Origin of the sequence: Corynebacterium sp. HMSC034H07, assembly GCF_001815175.1 — a bacterium.
GTDB classification, from domain to species: Bacteria; Actinomycetota; Actinomycetes; order Mycobacteriales; family Mycobacteriaceae; genus Corynebacterium; species Corynebacterium hiratae.
Genome location: NZ_KV819523.1, coordinates 87,474 through 104,177, shown reverse-complemented (window position 1 = coordinate 104,177; position 16,704 = coordinate 87,474). Strand labels below are relative to the sequence as shown.

The following is a 16,704-nucleotide window of genomic DNA, read 5'->3' as shown; positions in this document are numbered from 1 at the left end:
CGCGCTCCACTACTGAGAGGATACGCGCGGCGGTCGGAAACATGATGCTACGAAGAATTACTTCTTCAGGCCATCAATGATCTCGTTGAAGGCAGCGACCGGGCGCATGGTCTGGTTGAGCTTCTCCTCGTTCGGGGCGTAGTAGCCGCCGAGGTCGACGGGGGAGCCCTGGACGTCGAGAAGCGCCTGCTCAATCTCGCCTGCCTTGGCCTCGAGGGCCTCAGCAACCGGCTTGAAGGCCTCGGCCAGCTCGGCGTCGTCAGTCTGCGCAGCCAGCTCCTTGGCCCAGTTGAGGGTCAGGAAGAAGTGGGAGCCGCGGTTGTCGTTCTCGCCCACCTTGCGGGACGGGGACTTGCCCTCATCCAGCAGGGTCTCGGTGGCCTTGTCCAGTGCAGCGGCCAGCACGCCAGCCTTGGCGTTGCCGTTGGTGTTGTGCTCGTGGCGGAAGGACTCAGCCAGGGCCAGGAACTCACCGAGGGAATCCCAGCGCAGGTGGTTCTCCTCCTGGACCTGCTGGACGTGCTTCGGAGCGGAGCCGCCGGCACCGGTCTCGAACAGGCCGCCGCCAGCCATGAGCGGAACCACGGACAGCATCTTGGCGGAGGTGCCGAGCTCGAGGATGGGGAAGAGGTCGGTGTTGTAGTCACGCAGGACGTTACCGGTCACGGAGATGGTGTCCTCGCCCTTGCGGATGCGCTCGACGGAGATCTTGGTCGCGGTGACCGGATCCTCGATGGAGATGTCGAGGCCCTCGGTGTCGTGATCCTGCAGGTACTTCTTGACCAGCTCGATGAGGTTGGCGTCGTGGCCGCGCTCCGGGTCGAGCCAGAAGATAGCCTTCATGCCGGACAGGCGAGCACGGTTGACAGCCAGCTTGACCCAGTCCTGGATCGGGGCGTCCTTGGTCTGGCAGGCGCGCCAGATGTCGCCGGCCTCGACGTCGTGGGAGATGAGGGCCTCGCCCTTGGAGTTGCGGACCTCGACGGTGCCCGCAGCCGGGACCTTGAAGGTCTTGTTGTGGGAGCCGTACTCCTCAGCCTTCTGTGCCATGAGGCCGACGTTCGGGACGGTACCCATGGTGGTCGGGTCGTAAGCGCCGTTAGCCTTGCAGTCCTCGATCACGGCCTGGTAGACACCGGCGTAGGAGGAATCCGGGATGACGGCGAGGGTGTCCTGCTCCTCGTCGTTCTTGTTCCACATGTGGCCGGAGGTGCGGATCATGGCCGGCATGGAGGCGTCGATAATGACGTCGGACGGAACGTGCAGGTTGGTAATGCCCTTGTGGGAGTTGACCATGGCGAGGTCCGGACCCGCGGCCAGCGCGGCGTCGAAAGCGGCCTTGATCTCAGCGCCGTTCTCCAGCTTGTCCAGGCCCTCGTAGATAGCGCCCAGGCCGTTCTCGCCGTTGAGGCCAGCGGCCTCGAGCTCCTCGCCGTACTTCTCAAAGACGTCAGCGAAGAAAGCACGGACGACGTGGCCGAAGATGATCGGGTCAGAAACCTTCATCATGGTGGCCTTGAGGTGAGCGGAGAAGAGCACGCCCTCTTCCTTGGCGCGGGCAACCTGTGCCTTGAGGAACTCGTCGAGTGCCTTGGCGGACATGAAGGTGCCGTCGATGACCTCACCCTTGAGGACCGGCAGCTTCTCCAGCAGGGTCTGCTCGCCCTCGGCGGTCTTCAGAACGATGGAGAGGGTGTCCTCCTCCGGCATGATGACGGACTTCTCGTTGTGGCGGAAGTCGTTAGCGTCCATGGTGGCCACGTTGGTCTTGGAATCAGCGGACCACGCACCCATCTTGTGCGGGTTCTTCTTAGCGAAGTTCTTGACCGCAATCGGAGCACGGCGGTCGGAGTTGCCCTCACGCAGAACCGGGTTCACGGCGGAGCCCTTGACGGCGTCGTACTTCTCCTGAGCCTCTTCGTACTCCGGAAGGTCGTAGCCGTCTGCCTGCAGCTCAGCGATGGCCTTCTTCAGCTGCACCAGGGAAGCGGAGATGTTCGGCAGCTTAATGATGTTAGCTTCCGGGGTCTTGGCCAGCTCGCCGAGCTCAGCCAGGGCATCGGAGACCTTCTTGTCACCAAGGCGCTCCGGGAACTGGGCCAGGATGCGGCCGGCCAGGGAAATGTCGCGGGTTTCCACCTCGATGCCTGCGGTGGACGCGAAGGCCTCCACGACGGGCTTGAAGGAGTAGGTCGCCAGCAACGGCGCCTCGTCGGTACGGGTCCAGATAATCTTTGCCATGGTTCTCCTAAAGAAGTTGAAAACTGTTCAACCTCACAGGATACCTGTCTTATTTTCTCGCGGTGCCGGTCCCCCTGTGACTCGCACCACCAGCGGGGGAAGTCTGTGTACTTGGCACAACCTTTCCGGCTGGACTTACGAGCTCGGCAGGGAAAGTACTAAGGTCTGCCCACGTGAAACCGATGAATACCCGTATCCAACGCCGCCCCGTCCCACGCCAGACGGAAATCTCCGCGACGCGCCGCACCATCGTCATGATTGCCATGGCGCTGGGTGCTTTCGCCATCGGTACCACGGAGTTCACCTCCATGGGCCTGCTGCCGCTCATCGCGGATGATTTCGGCATTACGGAAGACACGGCGTCGGTAGTCATCTCCGTCTACGCACTCGGTGTCGTCGTGGGCGCCCCAGTCATCGCCGCACTTACAGGCAAGCTCCCACGCCGCCGCCTCATCATCCTGCTCATCGCCTTCTTGCTCGTGGGTAACCTGCTGACAGCCCTGGCCCCGAACTACGGCGTCCTGCTGGTGGCGCGCTTCATCGCGGGTCTGCCGCATGGCGCATACTTTTCCGTAGCTAATCTGGCTGCGGCATCGATGGCGCCACCGGGCAAGCAAGGGTTTGCCATGTCGATGGTGGGCATGGGTCTGTCCATCGCCACCGTGATCGGCGTGCCCGCGGCCCAGGCCCTAGGCCAAGGATTGGGCTGGCATGCGGCGTACTTTTTGGTCGTGGCCATTGCGGGGCTCACGATGGTCCTGCTCTTTTTCCTCTTCCCGCACATGACGCGCATGCCGGAAACGGATATGTTTACTGAGCTCGGCGCGCTGAAAAACAGCCAGGTTCTGCTCACCGTATTCCTCGGCACCGTCGGCTTCGGTGGCATGTTCGCCGTCTACACCTACATCACGTGGACCATGACGGAGGTCGCCGGCATGGACCCGAGCCACACGTGGATTGTGCTCATGGCCTATGGCATCGGTATGACTGTTGGCAATGTCGCCGGTGGTGCGCTGGCGGACCGAAACCTGGAATTCGGCATCATCTTTGCTCTCATCTGCATGGTCGGTGTGTCCGTGGCCTTCTACTTCCTGGCTCACAACGCATGGGCGGGCACGATTGCCTTTGGTGTCTTGGCCTTCTTCGGCTCCATTCTCGTGCCTTCCTTGCAGCTGCGCCTGGTCAACGTGGCGGGGGATGCGCAGAGCCTCGCGGCGGCCTTGAACCAGTCGGCCCTTAATATCGCCAATGCGGCGGGCGCGGCCATCGGCGGCGCAGTCGTGGGCGCGGGCTACTCCTATAATTCCACCGCGCTGGCAGGTGCAGGCCTGGCGGTGGCCGGCTGCATCACCTGGGTCGTCACCATGTGGGACAAGCGCCGCCGGGGCCCTTCCGTGAAGATTATTGAACAGAGTTAGACTGACCGGCATGAGTTTCACCATCGCCTCCGTCAACGTCAACGGCATCCGCGCGGCCTGCAAACAGCGCAATGAGAACAACCCGGGGATGAACGCGTGGTTGGATACCACGCCGGCCGATGTCGTCCTCATGCAGGAGGTGCGCGCCAATCCCGAGCAGACCCAGAAGGCCCTGGCCCCGGCTCTGGAGGCCGGATGGAACCTGGTGCAGGCCGAATCCGCCGCCAAGGGCCGCGCGGGCGTGGGCATCTTATCGAAGCATGCGCTTGGCGACGTCTCCGTGGGCTTCGGCTCCTTCGCCGAATCCGGCCGCTTCATTGCCGCCACCGTGGAAGGCGTGCGCGTGGCCTCTTTGTATCTGCCCTCCGGCGACGTGGATTCGCCGAAGCAGGATGAGAAGTACCTCTTCTTGGATGAATTCTCTGAAGTTTTAGATGAGATGGCTGCGTCCTACCCGGAGGCCGTTATCGGCGGCGACTGGAATATTTGCCACCGCGCCCAGGACTTGAAGAACAACAAGCCCAACGAGAAGAAGTCCGGCCACCTGCCGGAGGAGCGCGCTTTCATGGATCGCGTCTTTGGCTCCTTCCCGGATGCGCAGCCGCAGGAGAAGAAGGGGCTCGGGGATTGGCTCGGCGTGGTGGATTATGAGACCAAGACCGCCTGGGAGGCGGCCGCGGACCCGCAGTGGTTTGACGTCGCCAGGCGCCTGCACCCGGAGGCTGAGGGGCCCTATACCTGGTGGACCTACCGCGGCCAGGCTTTCAATAACGACGCTGGGTGGCGCATCGATTATCAAGCGGCCACGAAGTCTATGCTGGAGCGCGCGCAGCGCACGTGGGTGGAGAAGGCGCCGACGGTGGAGGAGCGCTGGTCCGATCACTCTCCTCTTCTGGTGGAGTACAAGTAGCCGAATCCAAGTAGTGGTACGATAATCCCGTCTTAACGTCCTTTTCTATTTCGCAGGAGATGCTCATGACCCGCGCAATCATCTACTTTGTCCTCGGCGCTATTCTGCTTGCCCTGGGTATCTGGTGGTGGACCATCGTCGGACCGTCCTTTGCCTTCCTTGGCCCGATCGTCCTCCAGGGTGTTGGCGGCGCGTTCATGGTGGCCGGTTTCGCCGTCATGATGGACGTTATTAGCCCGACCTCCCGCAAGATTTAACCGACGCAGCGCCGCCCCAGCGGAGGCGGCAGAGTAGAGTAGTCAACCATGACTGACTCCACTTCTGCATCGACCTCCGCTTCTCGAGTCCTCTCTGGTATTCAGCCCACGGCGGACTCCTACCACCTCGGTAACTACCTCGGTGCGCTCAAGCAGTGGATTGACCTGCAAGACTCGCACGAGGCCTTTTACTTCATCCCGGACCTGCACGCCATCACGGTGGAGCAGAACCCGGAGGAGCTGCGCCACCGCACCGTGGCGGGCGCCGCGCAGCTCATCGCATTGGGCATCGATCCGGCGAAATCGACCCTCTTCGTACAATCCCACGTCCCCGCGCACGCGGAGCTGACGTGGGTTTTGCAGTGCCTGACCGGCTTCGGTGAGGCCTCCCGCATGACCCAGTTCAAGGACAAGTCCCTCAAGCAAGGCCAGGACCGCACGTCCGTGGGACTGTTTACCTACCCCGTCCTGATGGCCGCGGACATCCTCCTGTATTCCCCGCACTATGTGCCGGTGGGGGAGGACCAGCGCCAGCACCTCGAGCTCACTCGCAACCTGGCGGAGCGCTTCAACAACAAATACGGCGAGGTCTTCCGCGTGCCAGAGGCCTTCATTCCGGAGGGCTCAGCCAAGATTTATGACCTGCAGGAGCCGACGTCCAAGATGTCGAAGTCGGGCGCTAACCCGAAGGGCATCGTGAACCTGCTCGATGCTCCTAAGACCTCCGCTAAGCGCATTAAGTCCGCGGTGACCGATGACCTCGGCGTGGTGGCCTTCGACCGCGAGAAGCAGCCCGGCGTGTCCAACCTGCTGGCTATCCAGTCTGCGCTGACCGGTGAGAGCATCCCGAACCTCGTGGACAAGTACGCGGGCCAGGGCTATGGCCACCTGAAGGTGGACACAGCAGAAGCGCTGGAGGCCTTCACCACTCCGCTGAAGGCACGCTACGACGAGCTCATGGAAGACCGCGGCGAGCTCGAGCGCATCTTGGCCCAGGGTGCCGAGCGCGCCACGGAAATCGCCTCCCCGCTCGTGGACAAGGTCTACGAGGCGGTGGGCTTCCTCCCCGCGCGCCGCGGCTGAGTTGGTTAGCATGATGAAGACTGTGTAGAGGACTCTGTAACTTATTTCTGTAATTCATAAAAAGGGGAAAGCCTGTGGCGCCAACGACTCAACCCGATGAGAAGAAGACCGATGACTACGGCATCGAGCGTGCTAATGCCGATGAGCCGGGCGCGGTAGATAAAGTCCGCGAGAAGTCCGGTTTTATCGACCACATCATGAAGATGCTGGACCGCTACGGCAGCCAGGGCGGAAACCAGTTCGCGGCCGGCATTACGTATTTCTCGGTTCTGGCTATCTTCCCCATCTTCATGCTCACGGTGGCAGCCATCGCCACCGTGTTGGCCAATCGCCCCGATCTCATGCAGCAACTGGAGGAGCAGATCGCGAACTCCGTGTCTGGCGATCTGGGGGATTCGATTACGCAGATTCTGCATACCGCGATTGAACAGCGTGGCGCGATGTACGGCATCGGTGGCCTGACTACCCTGTGGTCCGGGCTGGGCTGGATGAACAACCTGCGCATTGGTATTTCGGCGATGTGGATGCAGGATCCGACTGACGCCCCGGGCAACTTTGTGACCAAGAAGCTCAGCGACCTGCTGGGCCTTATTGGCCTGCTCGTGGCCATGGTTATCGCCTTCGGTGTGACGGCGGCGGGTTCCTCGGGCCTGACCCAGAAGATCTTCGAGTGGGTTGGCATCGAGTCCTTCCCCGGCATGGGCGCAGTGCTGGTTGTTGCCGGCATCGTGATCGGTCTTATCGCCAACTTCCTCGTCTTCTGGTGGATGGTGGCCTTCCTGCCGCGCACCAAGGTGCCCACCAAGTCGGGACTGATGGGCGCGGCCATTGGTGCGGTGCTCTTTGAGGTAATCAAGCAGCTGTCCACCGTCATCATGTCCTCCGCGGCGGGCAACCCGGCAGGCGCCGTGTTCGGCCCCGTCATTGTTCTCATGGTGGTCATGTACTTGGTCTGGCGCGTCGTGCTGTACGTCTCCGCATGGACGGCCACCACTGAAGAGTCCCTCGAGCTGCTGGTACCGCCCGTCCCAGACCAGGCTGTCATCCGCGTCCGCAACGAGATCCGCCAGGGCCCGAACCCGGGCGTGACCCTGGGCGCCGGTGCCGCCCTTGGTGCGGCCGCTGCGGGTGCGTGGGCCCTGCTGCGCCGAAAGTAGGCCGATGCTACCAGCGTCTTTTGCCCCGAACCTGTACGAGCACTTCAGACTCGATTCGCGCGCGACCTCACGAGAACTGGGCGTGCAGCTGGCGGCTGCCGACGCTCACCTCGAAGGCCTCGGCTACCTCCCCGAAGCCCCAGAGCGCGAGGAGCTTGCCGTTGCCTCCCGCATTCTGTGCGAGCCCGCTTCCCGCGCAAGCTATGACCAAAAGGTCGAGTCCGGCGCCCAGCTCACGTGGGCGCAGCTGGAGGATTACGCGACTACCGGCCGGTGGGGTGAGAGCGCGCACGCCCCAACGTCAACTCCGCCCCGCGATGATGCGCGGCGCGCCTCTCCCGGCAACCGCGTGCTCATGGCCATCATTGACTACTTCCTCGCGGCCCTCGTGGTGTCCTTCATCGTCGGCTTTGGCTTTACCAACCCGGATGATAATTCGGTGTGGATCGTCAGCATCTCCAGCATCTTCACGGTGGCCTATTACATTTGCTTCGAGGTCCTTGCTGGCGCAACACCCGCGAAGCTCATCGGCGGGTATACCGTGCGTGATGTCACGACGCACGAGAAGCTCACCTGGCAGCAGAGCATTAGGCGCAACTGGTGGCGCGTGGCCTCCCTCGTGCCGCTCATCGGGCCGCTGATCGCCTTTTTTGGTGCCCTCTACGTGGTGACCACGATTGGCTCGAAGAACAACCTACGCGGCCAGCACGACATCATGGCTAACGCCGAAGTAGTGAAAAAGTAGCAACTACTACCACGAGGAGCGCGACGAGCCCCGCCACCATCCAGCCAATCCAGCCCTGCGAGCCTTCGAAGGACGAAGACTCCGCAGCCGCCTCCGCGGTGGCGGGCGCAGCCGGGGTGGTGGGAGCCGGGCTCGTAACCGCAGACTCCGCGGGCTCTTCCTTTCCGGCTGCGAAGTCATCTAGGTGCCCGACGCCATCGCCGGCGCGGACGTCGGAGGCTTCGTCGAGAAGCATCTGCGCCTGCTCCCAGGCGCGGAACCCATGCTCGACGGTCGTATCGAGGAGAACCGCCTGGAGGCGGCGCCCATCGCGGTCGATAGCGCCGACGAAGGTATGGTGTGCGTCCTCGGTATAGCCCGTCTTGCCGCCGATGCCATCCGGGTCGTTGAGGAACAGCCCATTGTCGTTCCACAGCTCATAGCCGGGCATGTCACCCCAGCCGGGAAACTCCACGTGCTCGGTGTCGACGATGCGCGCGAAGGTGTCGTTGGCAAAAGCCGTGCGGTAAATCAGCGAGATATCCGCCGCGGACGTCGACATGCCTGCCGCGTCCAGCCCCGAGTAGCTCGCCGCTACCGTCGAGCGCGTGCCAATCTCCTGTGCCTTCGCATTGACCTTTGCCAATGCTTCATCGTCCCCGCCAACAGCCTGCGCGAGAGCGTGCGCGGCGTCGTTGCCGGAAGCCATGAGCAAACCCTGCAAAAGCTGCTCCACGGTGTAGACCCCATCGGGGCCGAGGCCGACAGCGGAGCCCTCGATGGAGGCGTCGTCAAGCGTGGCGGTGATGCGCTGGTCGAGGGGAAGCTCCTCGATGACCACGAGCGCTAACAGTGCTTTGATGATGGAGGCCGGGCGGTAGCGCCCATTGGGATCCTTCATGGCGATGATTTCGCCGGTGTCCAGGTCACTGACCATCCACGCCGACGCCACCACGTCCTTATTGACCCGAAAACCGCGCGGAGCGGTCACGCCGCACGCAGCACCCTCAACAGCGGGCAGGGGAGTGGGCGCGACTTGGCCGGGGGAGAGTCGCTCGGAGGTGGTGGTTGGTTCCTCGGGAACGAGGGAGTGCGGGCAAGAGTCGGTATCCGGCGCGGTGGTGCGCGTGGGCGACGTTGACTCTTCCTCCTCTGCAAACGCCGGTGGCGTCGCGGCTAAGGCGAGGGCAGTCAGGATCGCGGGGACATGTTTCATAGCGTGCTTAATCCTAGACCCCGTCCTAGGATGAACCTCATGCATGACGCACCTCTGATTAGCCCCGAAAACAAAGACTCCGGCGCCGAGATTTTCGCCGGCCTGCCCAAGGTGACGCTCTTCGCGCCGCTGCCCACGGATGCTTCGACCCCGGACGAGCTCCGCGCGGCCACGCACGCTGTTGTGCAGGCGCTTGCCGACGACCACGTGGTTTACGCCGAGCTCCGCCTGCGCCCCAGCGCCTTCCCCTTCGACGCGGCCGACGCCCTCGCCGCCGCGCAGGAAGGACTGGACGTTCCTGGAATCGATGCCCGGCTCATCGCTGAGGGTGATGCCAGCGAGGCCGCGGTGGGCGTGGCGCTGACCGAGCTGTCCGCGGCTGAGAAACTCCGCGCGGATTTCATCCCGTGGGAGCGCGATGTCGATTCTTATGAGGATGCCGTGGCCGCAGTGCAGGCGGGTGTGACGCGCCTTGTTCATGCCACTGATCTTGTCGATGACTTCAGCGCGGATCTCGACGGCGTTCGCCCAGGCAAGGCATCCGCGTGGGTGCGGGATCGCCGCATCGCGCTGACCTTCGCGCCGCTGGAGGAGCTGCCCGCAGAGGAGTTGGCTGATCACCCTCTGCCGCTGCTGCAGCAGCTCGGCTTTACCTGCACGGTGGCGGGGGAGAAGCTCAGCGACGTCTTCTTGGCCCTGAGCGAGACCTTTGGCTATGGGCTGGAGGAGTTCTTCGACCTCACCATCAAGGCGATTGAGAACTCTTTTGCCAGCGAAGAGGACCGCCAGCGCCTCATCGAGCAGAAGATTCTGCCCGCGTACGAGGAGCTGGCGGATCCGGAATTCGCGGAGGACGCTTCCGAGACAGAAGAAGAAACGGAAGAAGAGACTGAGTCCTCCGACTAGAAACTAAAAGCGGGAGAAGCGCTTCGTCAGCATCTCCTCTAGGCCCTTCCAGGACTCCGCGTGCTCGGTGTAGGGCTTGGAGGGAACGTAGCCTGCGTGCTCGGTGGAGCCGAGCATGTAGCCCAGGTAGTCCTGGAATCGCGGGTTCTGCAGCATGTAGGAGTTGATGGAGTCATCCCCGGACCAGTCGGCGGCATCAGCGCAGACCTCGTAGCAGCGACCCATCTGATCCGTATCGACCGCCTCCGGGCCCTTTTCAATGTCACGCACGATGCCGTTGAAGTTGTACTGGTTATCCGGGTGGACCGTGACCTCCAGCTCACCAGCGTTCGCTGCGGCAACGACCTCCTCCCAGGTGGAGACCTTGGCCAAGTCGTGGTCGTCATTTTCCATGATCCAGCGCACGAGCACCTTGGAGCTGGGGAAGGTAAAAATCTCGCCCCACTTGCCCAGGAACACCGGCTTGCCGTCGAGGTAGGTGCGCAGGGTGTAGACAGTCCTTTGGTCGGCGGTGATCTTTACCGGGTCGATGCCTGCGGCTGCCCACGGGGAGCTGTCATAAGGATCTGCCGATTGTGCGGCGGCCTTGCGCTCTTCTTCGGCCTTTTTGCGTGCTTCCTCCGCCGCTTCGGTGGCGGAGGAAATGCGGGTGGCGGCGCTCGTGGTTGCATCCTGGGTGAAATCAGAAGAAGGAACGACCTTGACCACCTTGTCGAGGTCTTCGATCACTGCGCGCCAGTTGCTGTGGATAACGCGGCCCACGCCGGACCACTCGCTCATGCCCTGGTCGCCGGCGTAGTGATCGGCACCGCGGGCAGGGTTGCGCAGGATGGAGTGCGAAGCGAAGAAGATGACGGTGTGCTCGGCGCCGCTGACCTCTGCCAGCGAGTGCGCAATCTCCAAGCAACGCGCGACCGTGGAGACGTTCTCGTGGCTCGGGCGGCCGGCGAGGTACTTCGGCATGCCGACGAGGTCGTACACGTGCTTCTTTTCAGGAACCACGCGGTCCGCCGCTTGGGAGTTGAACACTTCCCACTTGGGGTGATCGAGCAAGTCATGCTTCGTCCTCGACTCGAGGAAGCACAGCATCTCGGCTTCCGTTTTAAAGAGCAGGACAGACTCGTCATCACCAAGAAAGGCCTGCCACTCGGAGCCGTTCTGGCGCCACTTTGGCGCCCATAGGGTATAAAAATCGCCCTCGGAAAGGGAGAGTTGGATAGGGACAATAGCGCGGGTGTTCATGGGGAAACAGTCTACCCTGTGGGCCTCCAGAAGCCTTTGAAAGCCATCCCCATGTTGTTGGTGCGCAATGGATTGGTTTGTACGGGGCTTCCGGCCTCCACCATCTGCCCGTCGCCGGAGTACATAGCCACGTGCCCATCCCACACGATGAGGTCACCGGGTTGCAGCTCCTCCGCGCTGACCTGTCGGCCCACGGTCTGGCTTTCAGCGGTGCGTGGCAGTTCCACGCCGGCCTGTCTCCAGGCCCATTGGGTGAGTCCTGAGCAGTCGAAACTACCGTTGCCGGTTCCGCCCCAGCCATAAGGAGTCCCCACTTGGGATAGTGCTGCTTGTGCTGCGGCCTGTCCCTGCGTGGTTGCCCCGTTCTCCGCCGCCGGGGCGACGAGCGCGTGGCGCGCCGTGTTTTCTTCTTGGGGGCCGCGCACCGAAGGTTGGACCGCGCGCTGACCGATGGGAACGAGGGGAGCCGCCGCCTGCAGGAGCTCGCCGGCTAAGTGCTTCAAGCGCTGCAGTGCCTTGCCGACGTACTCCATAGCGAGAGCCTGCAAAGCTGAGCGCGCGGCGGCCTGTGCCGCCGGGTTCGGAATGAGCAGCCCCAGAGCTATAGGTAACCCGCGCTGGAGTAGCTCGAAGCCCAGTCCGATGAGTTCCCTGACGGCCGCTGAAATCAGCCCGCGCGCGGAATTCAGAGCGGAGCGGGCCGTGGAAAGATCCTCCGTGGCTTGGCGGGCGGTGTCCAACAGCGTTCGCGGATCACCGTGCGCTATCTCCGCGAGGGGTCCCGCGGCAGTGAGATCGGGCACAGTGGGCAGGGAGACGTCGGGAAGCTGCGCCGGCTGCATCCGCGCAATCTGAGCTATCGCTGATTCCAACATCACAGACCTCCACACGCGCTCGCGAGGGCACTATCGGTCTCCTCGGCTTCCCGCGCCATGCGGAAGCTGGACTCTGCCACCGCCCCGGCATCGGCCCTGACCTGGGCAAGGCGTGCTGTGAGATTCTCCATGGCGGCGTTGAACGCACTGCTAAAGCCGTCCACGACCGGCTCTATCGGTAGCTCGGGAGAAGGAGCGGGAGAGGCCTGAGAGACAGTGGCAAGTTCGTGGGCTAAGCGGCGAGTGTGTTCAGTATCAATGGTGAAAGTATCGAAGCTAGTCATGCCTTATTAGACTTCACCGCCCGCTGATCGGTTCCCGACCAATTCTTATACAGTGAAGGACATGGATATCCACGTAGTAGACCACCCCCTCGCCACATCCCGGCTGACCCTCATGCGCGATGCCCGCAGCGACAACGCCGCCTTCCGTGCTGCCTTGCGAGATCTGGGCACCATGCTTGTTTATGAGGCGGCGCGCGACCTGCCCGTTGAGCACTTTGAGTGCGTCACACCCGTCGCCACGGCCGACGGTACCCGCCTGCAGGACCCTCCGATCATCGTGCCCATTATCCGCGCTGGCCTGGGCATGATTGATCCGGCACTGTCCATGATCCCGGATGCCCAGGTGGGCTTCATTGGCATGGCGCGCGATGAAGAAACCCACGAGCCGGTGCCTTACCTGGAAGCCCTGCCGGAGGATCTCAGCGGTCGGAGTGTCTTCGTGGTTGATCCAATGCTGGCCACGGGTGGTTCCCTCCTGCACTCCCTGAAGCTCCTGGCAGATCGCGGCGCTACCGACATCACGGCAATCTGCATGGTCTCCGCGCAGCCGGGCGTTGATGCGCTGGCCAACTCGGGGCTGCCAGTCCGCTTGGTCACCGCAGCGATTGATCCCTCCCTCAACGAGGACGCCTACATCGTCCCGGGCCTTGGCGATGCCGGCGATCGCCTTTACGGTCCCCGCAATATCGACCTGTAGCGAAACCGTCGGACAGGGCAGACCGCTCAGTATATCTGGCGCGTGACCTGCCCGACTAACTGAACCGCATGGTCTAGTTGTAGACTCTTCCCAGTAGGAAACCACGGAGGAGGAAGCAGTGATCTCGGACTACGTCAGTGAGTGGTTCAGCAACCACCGCGCGGAGGTCATCGCGTGGCGCCGCCATATCCACCGCCACCCGGAGACCTCCAATAACGAGGTGGAAACCACCCGCTTCCTGTCCCGCACCCTGCGCGAGTACGGTTTGGAGCCGCAGCTTTTCCCCGAAACCGGCCTCATGGTGGACATCGGTCCCGATACGGAACTCGGGCGCCTGGCCTTCCGCGCCGACATCGACGCGCTTCCTGTCACCGAGGTCACCGGCCTCGAATACACCTCCGAGGTGCCCGGCGTCATGCATGCGTGTGGGCACGACATGCACACCACCATCGCCCTTGCTACGGCCTGCGCCTTGGCGGACCTCAACCGCGAGCACCCACTGGACTTCGGCGTCCGCGTCATCTTCCAGCCCGCTGAAGAGGTGTGGGTGGGCGGTGCCACCGACGTCATTGAATGGGGTGCGCTCGACGGGGTGAACTCTATCTTTGCCGTCCACGTGGAACCGAAGCTGCGCGTCGGGCGCATCGGCGTTCGCGCCGGGGCGATCACCTCGGCCACCGATGTCGTGGAAATCAACGTCTCCGGCCCGGGCGGGCACACGTCACGCCCGCACTTGTCGGCAGACGTCGTCTATGCCCTGGGCAAGCTGCTGACGGACCTGCCGGGCTTGCTCTCGCGCCGCGTCGATCCGCGCACCGGCACCGTTTTGGTGTTTGGCCAGGTGAATTCGGGTTATGCCCCGAACGCGATACCCGAGACCGGTTCTGTATCCGGCACGATGCGCACGGCGGACATTGGCATTTGGCGCGACATGCAGCAGCTCTTCTCCGAGCTCGTCGAGCAGGTGCTAGCGCCCTTGGGCGTGGAACATGAGTTGGTCTATCACCGTGGGGTTCCGCCCGTGCTTAACGACGACGTCTCTACCGCCCTCCTCGCCAGCGCTGCCCAGGCAATCGACCCGCAAGCCGTGGTCCAGGCGCCGCAGTCCTCGGGCGGCGAGGATTTCTCCTGGTACCTAGAGAAGGTTCCCGGCTCCATGGCCCGTTTGGGCTGCTGGTCTGGTGAAGGAGAGCAGCATGATCTCCACATGGGGGATTTGGCGCCTGATGAGCGGGCCATCGGCGTGGGAGTCAAACTCTTTGGTTCCGTAGCAGAACAGTTCGCCAACGTGGAGGATTAAGCGCCTAAGCACTACACTGTGACAAGGATTTCCCAGAGTTCTTATAGGCAGAATTTTAAAAAAGGAGCGACAGTGTCACAGGAAGCCCCCCGCATCGTAATTATCGGCGGTGGCCCCGCAGGCTACGAGGCTGCGACCGCCGGCGCCAAGTACGGCGCGCACATTACGTTGGTTGAGGAACAGGGCCCGGGTGGCTCCTCCGTTCTCTTGGACTGCGTGCCCTCGAAGTCTTTCATCGCTGGCGCCAACATTCGCACCGACTTCCGCCGCGCGGATGATATGGGCCTGAACCACCAGCTCGGCTCGCTGCAGCTGAGCCTGGAGGCCCTCAACGGCCGCGTGCAGGCGCTGGCTGCTAACCAGTCCCGTGACGTCCGTGCGGGCCTAGAGAAGATCGGCGTCAAGGTCATCGATGGGCGCGCTGCCTTCTCCGAGGATCAGCACGGTGTGAAGGGGGCAGCGCACAAGATCGACGTCACCCACAAAGATGGCACCACTGAGATCCTCGACGCGGACCTCGTCCTCGTTGCTACCGGTGCCACCCCGCGCATCCTGCCGGGCGCGCAGCCGGACGGCGAGCGCATCCTCACCTGGCAGCAGGTGTATGACCTCAAGGAGGAGCCGGAGCACCTCATCGTGGTGGGCTCCGGTGTGACCGGTGCGGAGTTCGTTTCTGCTTTCGCGGAGATGGGAGTGCGCGTGACCATGGTGGCGTCCCGCGACCGCATTCTGCCGCACGATGACGCCGACGCTGCCGACGTCCTCGAGACCGTCCTGGCTGAGCGCGGCGTGGAGCTGGAGAAGAACTGCCGCGTGGAGACCGTCTCCCGCACAGAAGATGGCAACGTCGTGGTCAAGACTCAGGATGGCCGCGAGATCCACGGTTCCCACGTCATCATGTCCATTGGTTCCATCCCGAACACCAAAAACCTCGGCTTGGAGCACGTTGGTGTGGCCACCACGCCGTCCGGCCACATTGAGGTTGACCGCGTCTCCCGCACCAACGTCGCCGGCATCTATGCCGCCGGTGATTGCTCCGATCTGTTCCCGCTGGCTTCCGTTGCGGCAATGCAGGGCCGCATCGCCATGTACCACTCCCTGGGTGAGGGTGTGTCCCCGCTGCGCTTGAAGACCGTGGCAACCGCCGTGTTTACCCGCCCAGAGATCGCTGCCGTGGGCTTCACCCAGGCAGAGATTGAGGCCGGTGAGGTCGCTGCCCGCACCGTCATGATGCCGCTGAACACCAACCCACGTGCCAAGATGCGCTCCCTGCAGCATGGCTTCGTCAAGCTCTTCTGCCGCGCTACCTCCGGCCGTGTCATCGGCGGCGTTATCGTCGCGCCGACCGCCTCCGAGCTCATCCTGCCCATCGCCGTGGCGGTGACCAACCAGCTCACGGTGAACCAGCTGGCGGATTCCTTCGCGGTCTACCCGTCGCTGTCCGGCACGATCACGGAGGCGGCCCGCCGCCTTGTCGCCCACGACGACCTTGAATAACGACCGCGAGTAAATCAGACCCGGGTCTGATTTAGCTTCGGCTCGGATTTATAAGCCCAGTGTGCTCACCGCATGCTGGGCTTCTTCCATGGTGAACTTCTCGCCGTACTCGCTGGTGAGCTGATCGAGCAGCGCCGGGCCGGACATCGGCATCATCTCCTGGTAGTTTTCCGCTGCCTCGACGGCTTCGGCCATCCAATCAGCATTCACCGTGTCGACGGCGTACTGCGCCTGTTCCGGTGTGAACTTCTCTCCGTACTCGGAGGTCAGCTGGTCATAGAGCTTGGCCTTGGAAAAAGCGGCGAAATCCACGTAGTGTTCGGCGGACTCGAGAGCCTCGGCATTCCAATCCACATCGAGCTGATCCATGGCGTACTGCGCCGCCTCCGGGGAGAATTGCGAGCCGTATTCGCTCGTGAGCTGGTCATAGAGCTTAGCCTCGGAGAAGGCAGAAAAGTCCACATAGCGCTTCGCCGCGCGCAGAGCATTCTTGTGTTCCGTGGGCACGGCGTTGTCATCGCTGCCAGTATCGCCTGCGGCGGACTCCACGTCAGCTGCGGCGTTGTTGATATCGACGGCCGTGATGCTTGTGCTTGGCTCCGATGCGGCGGTGTTGGCTGGGTCATCGCCGTCAGAACCCGCATTGAGTGCGGCGCTGCCGAGCACCAATACCGCGATTGCACCCGCGCCCCACTTGAGGCAGCCGCCTTTCTTCTTTTTCTTCGGCGCTGCCTGCTCTGGGGTTGGCTCCGGGGAGAACTGGGGAGCTGCATAAGGGTTGGACATGAGAGAGAACCTCCTGCGTAGGTGAGTGAAGAGAACTCGGCGTGGTGCCGAACACGTCCTATAGTGGCAAGCCCACCGGACATCGCCGCAAGAGATTCGAAAGCCTAGGCG

General features: G+C 62.9%; 16 protein-coding genes. 10 read left to right on the top strand and 6 right to left on the bottom strand.

Going from position 1 to position 16,704, the window contains the following annotated elements; all coding sequences use genetic code 11:
* Positions 1-57: 57 nt before the first annotated feature.
* A complete protein-coding gene (locus HMPREF3009_RS05085; protein ID WP_070680460.1) occupies positions 58-2,241 on the bottom strand; it encodes an NADP-dependent isocitrate dehydrogenase in 2,184 nt (727 codons plus the stop codon).
* 182 nt (positions 2,242-2,423) lie between these two features.
* On the opposite strand from HMPREF3009_RS05085, the gene HMPREF3009_RS05080 reads away from it, so the two are divergent.
* The 6 genes from HMPREF3009_RS05080 (at position 2,424) to HMPREF3009_RS05055 (ending at position 7,811) form a co-directional block, all read left to right on the top strand.
* Positions 2,424-3,659, top strand: coding sequence for an MFS transporter (locus HMPREF3009_RS05080; RefSeq protein ID WP_198531118.1), 1,236 nt, complete (start codon positions 2,424-2,426; stop codon positions 3,657-3,659).
* Positions 3,660-3,669: 10 nt separating this feature from the next.
* Positions 3,670-4,569: an exodeoxyribonuclease III gene (locus HMPREF3009_RS05075; protein ID WP_070516027.1), complete on the top strand. Its 900-nt coding sequence runs from the start codon at positions 3,670-3,672 to the stop codon at positions 4,567-4,569.
* 65 nt (positions 4,570-4,634) lie between these two features.
* Entirely contained in the window at positions 4,635-4,826 is a 192-nt protein-coding gene (locus HMPREF3009_RS05070; protein WP_049157254.1) for a hypothetical protein, read from the top strand.
* Between the two features lie 48 nt (positions 4,827-4,874).
* Positions 4,875-5,909 carry a tryptophan--tRNA ligase gene (gene trpS, locus HMPREF3009_RS05065; protein WP_070511442.1) on the top strand — a complete coding sequence of 345 codons (1,035 nt, stop codon included), beginning with the start codon at positions 4,875-4,877 and terminating at the stop codon, positions 5,907-5,909.
* Between the two features lie 74 nt (positions 5,910-5,983).
* Positions 5,984-7,066 carry a YhjD/YihY/BrkB family envelope integrity protein gene (locus HMPREF3009_RS05060; protein ID WP_049157256.1) on the top strand — a complete coding sequence of 361 codons (1,083 nt, stop codon included), beginning with the start codon at positions 5,984-5,986 and terminating at the stop codon, positions 7,064-7,066.
* Between the two features lie 4 nt (positions 7,067-7,070).
* Positions 7,071-7,811 carry an RDD family protein gene (locus tag HMPREF3009_RS05055; RefSeq protein ID WP_070680455.1) on the top strand — a complete coding sequence of 247 codons (741 nt, stop codon included), beginning with the start codon at positions 7,071-7,073 and terminating at the stop codon, positions 7,809-7,811.
* On the opposite strand, the gene HMPREF3009_RS05050 is transcribed toward HMPREF3009_RS05055, so the two are convergent.
* Positions 7,786-9,006, bottom strand: a complete 1,221-nt coding sequence (locus HMPREF3009_RS05050; protein WP_070680450.1) for a D-alanyl-D-alanine carboxypeptidase family protein — start codon at positions 9,004-9,006, stop codon at positions 7,786-7,788. The two genes, HMPREF3009_RS05055 and HMPREF3009_RS05050, sit on opposite strands and share 26 nt — an antisense overlap.
* Positions 9,007-9,045: 39 nt before the next feature.
* On the opposite strand from HMPREF3009_RS05050, the gene HMPREF3009_RS05045 reads away from it, so the two are divergent.
* Positions 9,046-9,912, top strand: a complete 867-nt coding sequence (locus HMPREF3009_RS05045) for an amidohydrolase family protein (RefSeq protein WP_198531116.1) — start codon at positions 9,046-9,048, stop codon at positions 9,910-9,912.
* A gap of 3 nt (positions 9,913-9,915) precedes the next feature.
* On the opposite strand, the gene HMPREF3009_RS05040 is transcribed toward HMPREF3009_RS05045, so the two are convergent.
* The 3 genes from HMPREF3009_RS05040 to HMPREF3009_RS05030 are packed head-to-tail and all read right to left on the bottom strand — an operon-like array spanning position 9,916 to position 12,313.
* A complete protein-coding gene (locus HMPREF3009_RS05040; protein ID WP_070680443.1) occupies positions 9,916-11,154 on the bottom strand; it encodes a hypothetical protein in 1,239 nt (412 codons plus the stop codon).
* 11 nt (positions 11,155-11,165) lie between these two features.
* Positions 11,166-12,029 (bottom strand): C40 family peptidase, encoded by an 864-nt coding sequence (locus HMPREF3009_RS05035; protein WP_070680439.1) that lies wholly within the window; start codon positions 12,027-12,029, stop codon positions 11,166-11,168.
* A complete protein-coding gene (locus HMPREF3009_RS05030; RefSeq protein WP_070680438.1) occupies positions 12,029-12,313 on the bottom strand; it encodes a hypothetical protein in 285 nt (94 codons plus the stop codon). Before HMPREF3009_RS05030 ends, HMPREF3009_RS05035 begins: the two co-directional genes overlap by 1 nt.
* Before the next feature lie 61 nt (positions 12,314-12,374).
* On the opposite strand from HMPREF3009_RS05030, the gene upp reads away from it, so the two are divergent.
* From upp to HMPREF3009_RS05015, 3 genes are all read left to right on the top strand, one after another.
* Positions 12,375-13,010 carry a uracil phosphoribosyltransferase gene (gene upp, locus HMPREF3009_RS05025; protein WP_046648363.1) on the top strand — a complete coding sequence of 212 codons (636 nt, stop codon included), beginning with the start codon at positions 12,375-12,377 and terminating at the stop codon, positions 13,008-13,010.
* A gap of 118 nt (positions 13,011-13,128) precedes the next feature.
* Positions 13,129-14,310 (top strand): M20 family metallopeptidase, encoded by a 1,182-nt coding sequence (locus HMPREF3009_RS05020; RefSeq protein ID WP_070546010.1) that lies wholly within the window; start codon positions 13,129-13,131, stop codon positions 14,308-14,310.
* Between the two features lie 72 nt (positions 14,311-14,382).
* A complete protein-coding gene (locus tag HMPREF3009_RS05015) occupies positions 14,383-15,807 on the top strand; it encodes an NAD(P)H-quinone dehydrogenase (protein ID WP_049157263.1) in 1,425 nt (474 codons plus the stop codon).
* 48 nt (positions 15,808-15,855) lie between these two features.
* Here the strand turns inward: HMPREF3009_RS05015 and HMPREF3009_RS05010 are convergent, their stop codons facing one another.
* Positions 15,856-16,593, bottom strand: coding sequence for an Ltp family lipoprotein (locus HMPREF3009_RS05010; protein ID WP_070680435.1), 738 nt, complete (start codon positions 16,591-16,593; stop codon positions 15,856-15,858).
* Between the last annotated feature and the right edge of the window lie 111 nt (positions 16,594-16,704).

Bases quoted from the DNA above. Each gene is read 5' to 3' on its own strand.
- HMPREF3009_RS05085 (WP_070680460.1), bottom strand. From the start codon at position 2,241: ATGGCAAAGATTATCTGGACCCGTACCGACGAGGCGCCGTTGCTGGCG.
- HMPREF3009_RS05080 (WP_198531118.1), top strand. From the start codon at position 2,424: ATGAATACCCGTATCCAACGCCGCCCCGTCCCACGCCAGACGGAAATC.
- HMPREF3009_RS05075 (WP_070516027.1), top strand. From the start codon at position 3,670: ATGAGTTTCACCATCGCCTCCGTCAACGTCAACGGCATCCGCGCGGCC.
- HMPREF3009_RS05070 (WP_049157254.1), top strand. From the start codon at position 4,635: ATGACCCGCGCAATCATCTACTTTGTCCTCGGCGCTATTCTGCTTGCC.
- trpS (WP_070511442.1), top strand. From the start codon at position 4,875: ATGACTGACTCCACTTCTGCATCGACCTCCGCTTCTCGAGTCCTCTCT.
- HMPREF3009_RS05055 (WP_070680455.1), top strand. From the start codon at position 7,071: ATGCTACCAGCGTCTTTTGCCCCGAACCTGTACGAGCACTTCAGACTC.
- HMPREF3009_RS05050 (WP_070680450.1), bottom strand. From the start codon at position 9,006: ATGAAACATGTCCCCGCGATCCTGACTGCCCTCGCCTTAGCCGCGACG.
- HMPREF3009_RS05045 (WP_198531116.1), top strand. From the start codon at position 9,046: ATGCATGACGCACCTCTGATTAGCCCCGAAAACAAAGACTCCGGCGCC.
- HMPREF3009_RS05040 (WP_070680443.1), bottom strand. From the start codon at position 11,154: ATGAACACCCGCGCTATTGTCCCTATCCAACTCTCCCTTTCCGAGGGC.
- HMPREF3009_RS05035 (WP_070680439.1), bottom strand. From the start codon at position 12,029: ATGTTGGAATCAGCGATAGCTCAGATTGCGCGGATGCAGCCGGCGCAG.
- HMPREF3009_RS05030 (WP_070680438.1), bottom strand. From the start codon at position 12,313: ATGACTAGCTTCGATACTTTCACCATTGATACTGAACACACTCGCCGC.
- upp (WP_046648363.1), top strand. From the start codon at position 12,375: ATGGATATCCACGTAGTAGACCACCCCCTCGCCACATCCCGGCTGACC.
- HMPREF3009_RS05010 (WP_070680435.1), bottom strand. From the start codon at position 16,593: ATGTCCAACCCTTATGCAGCTCCCCAGTTCTCCCCGGAGCCAACCCCA.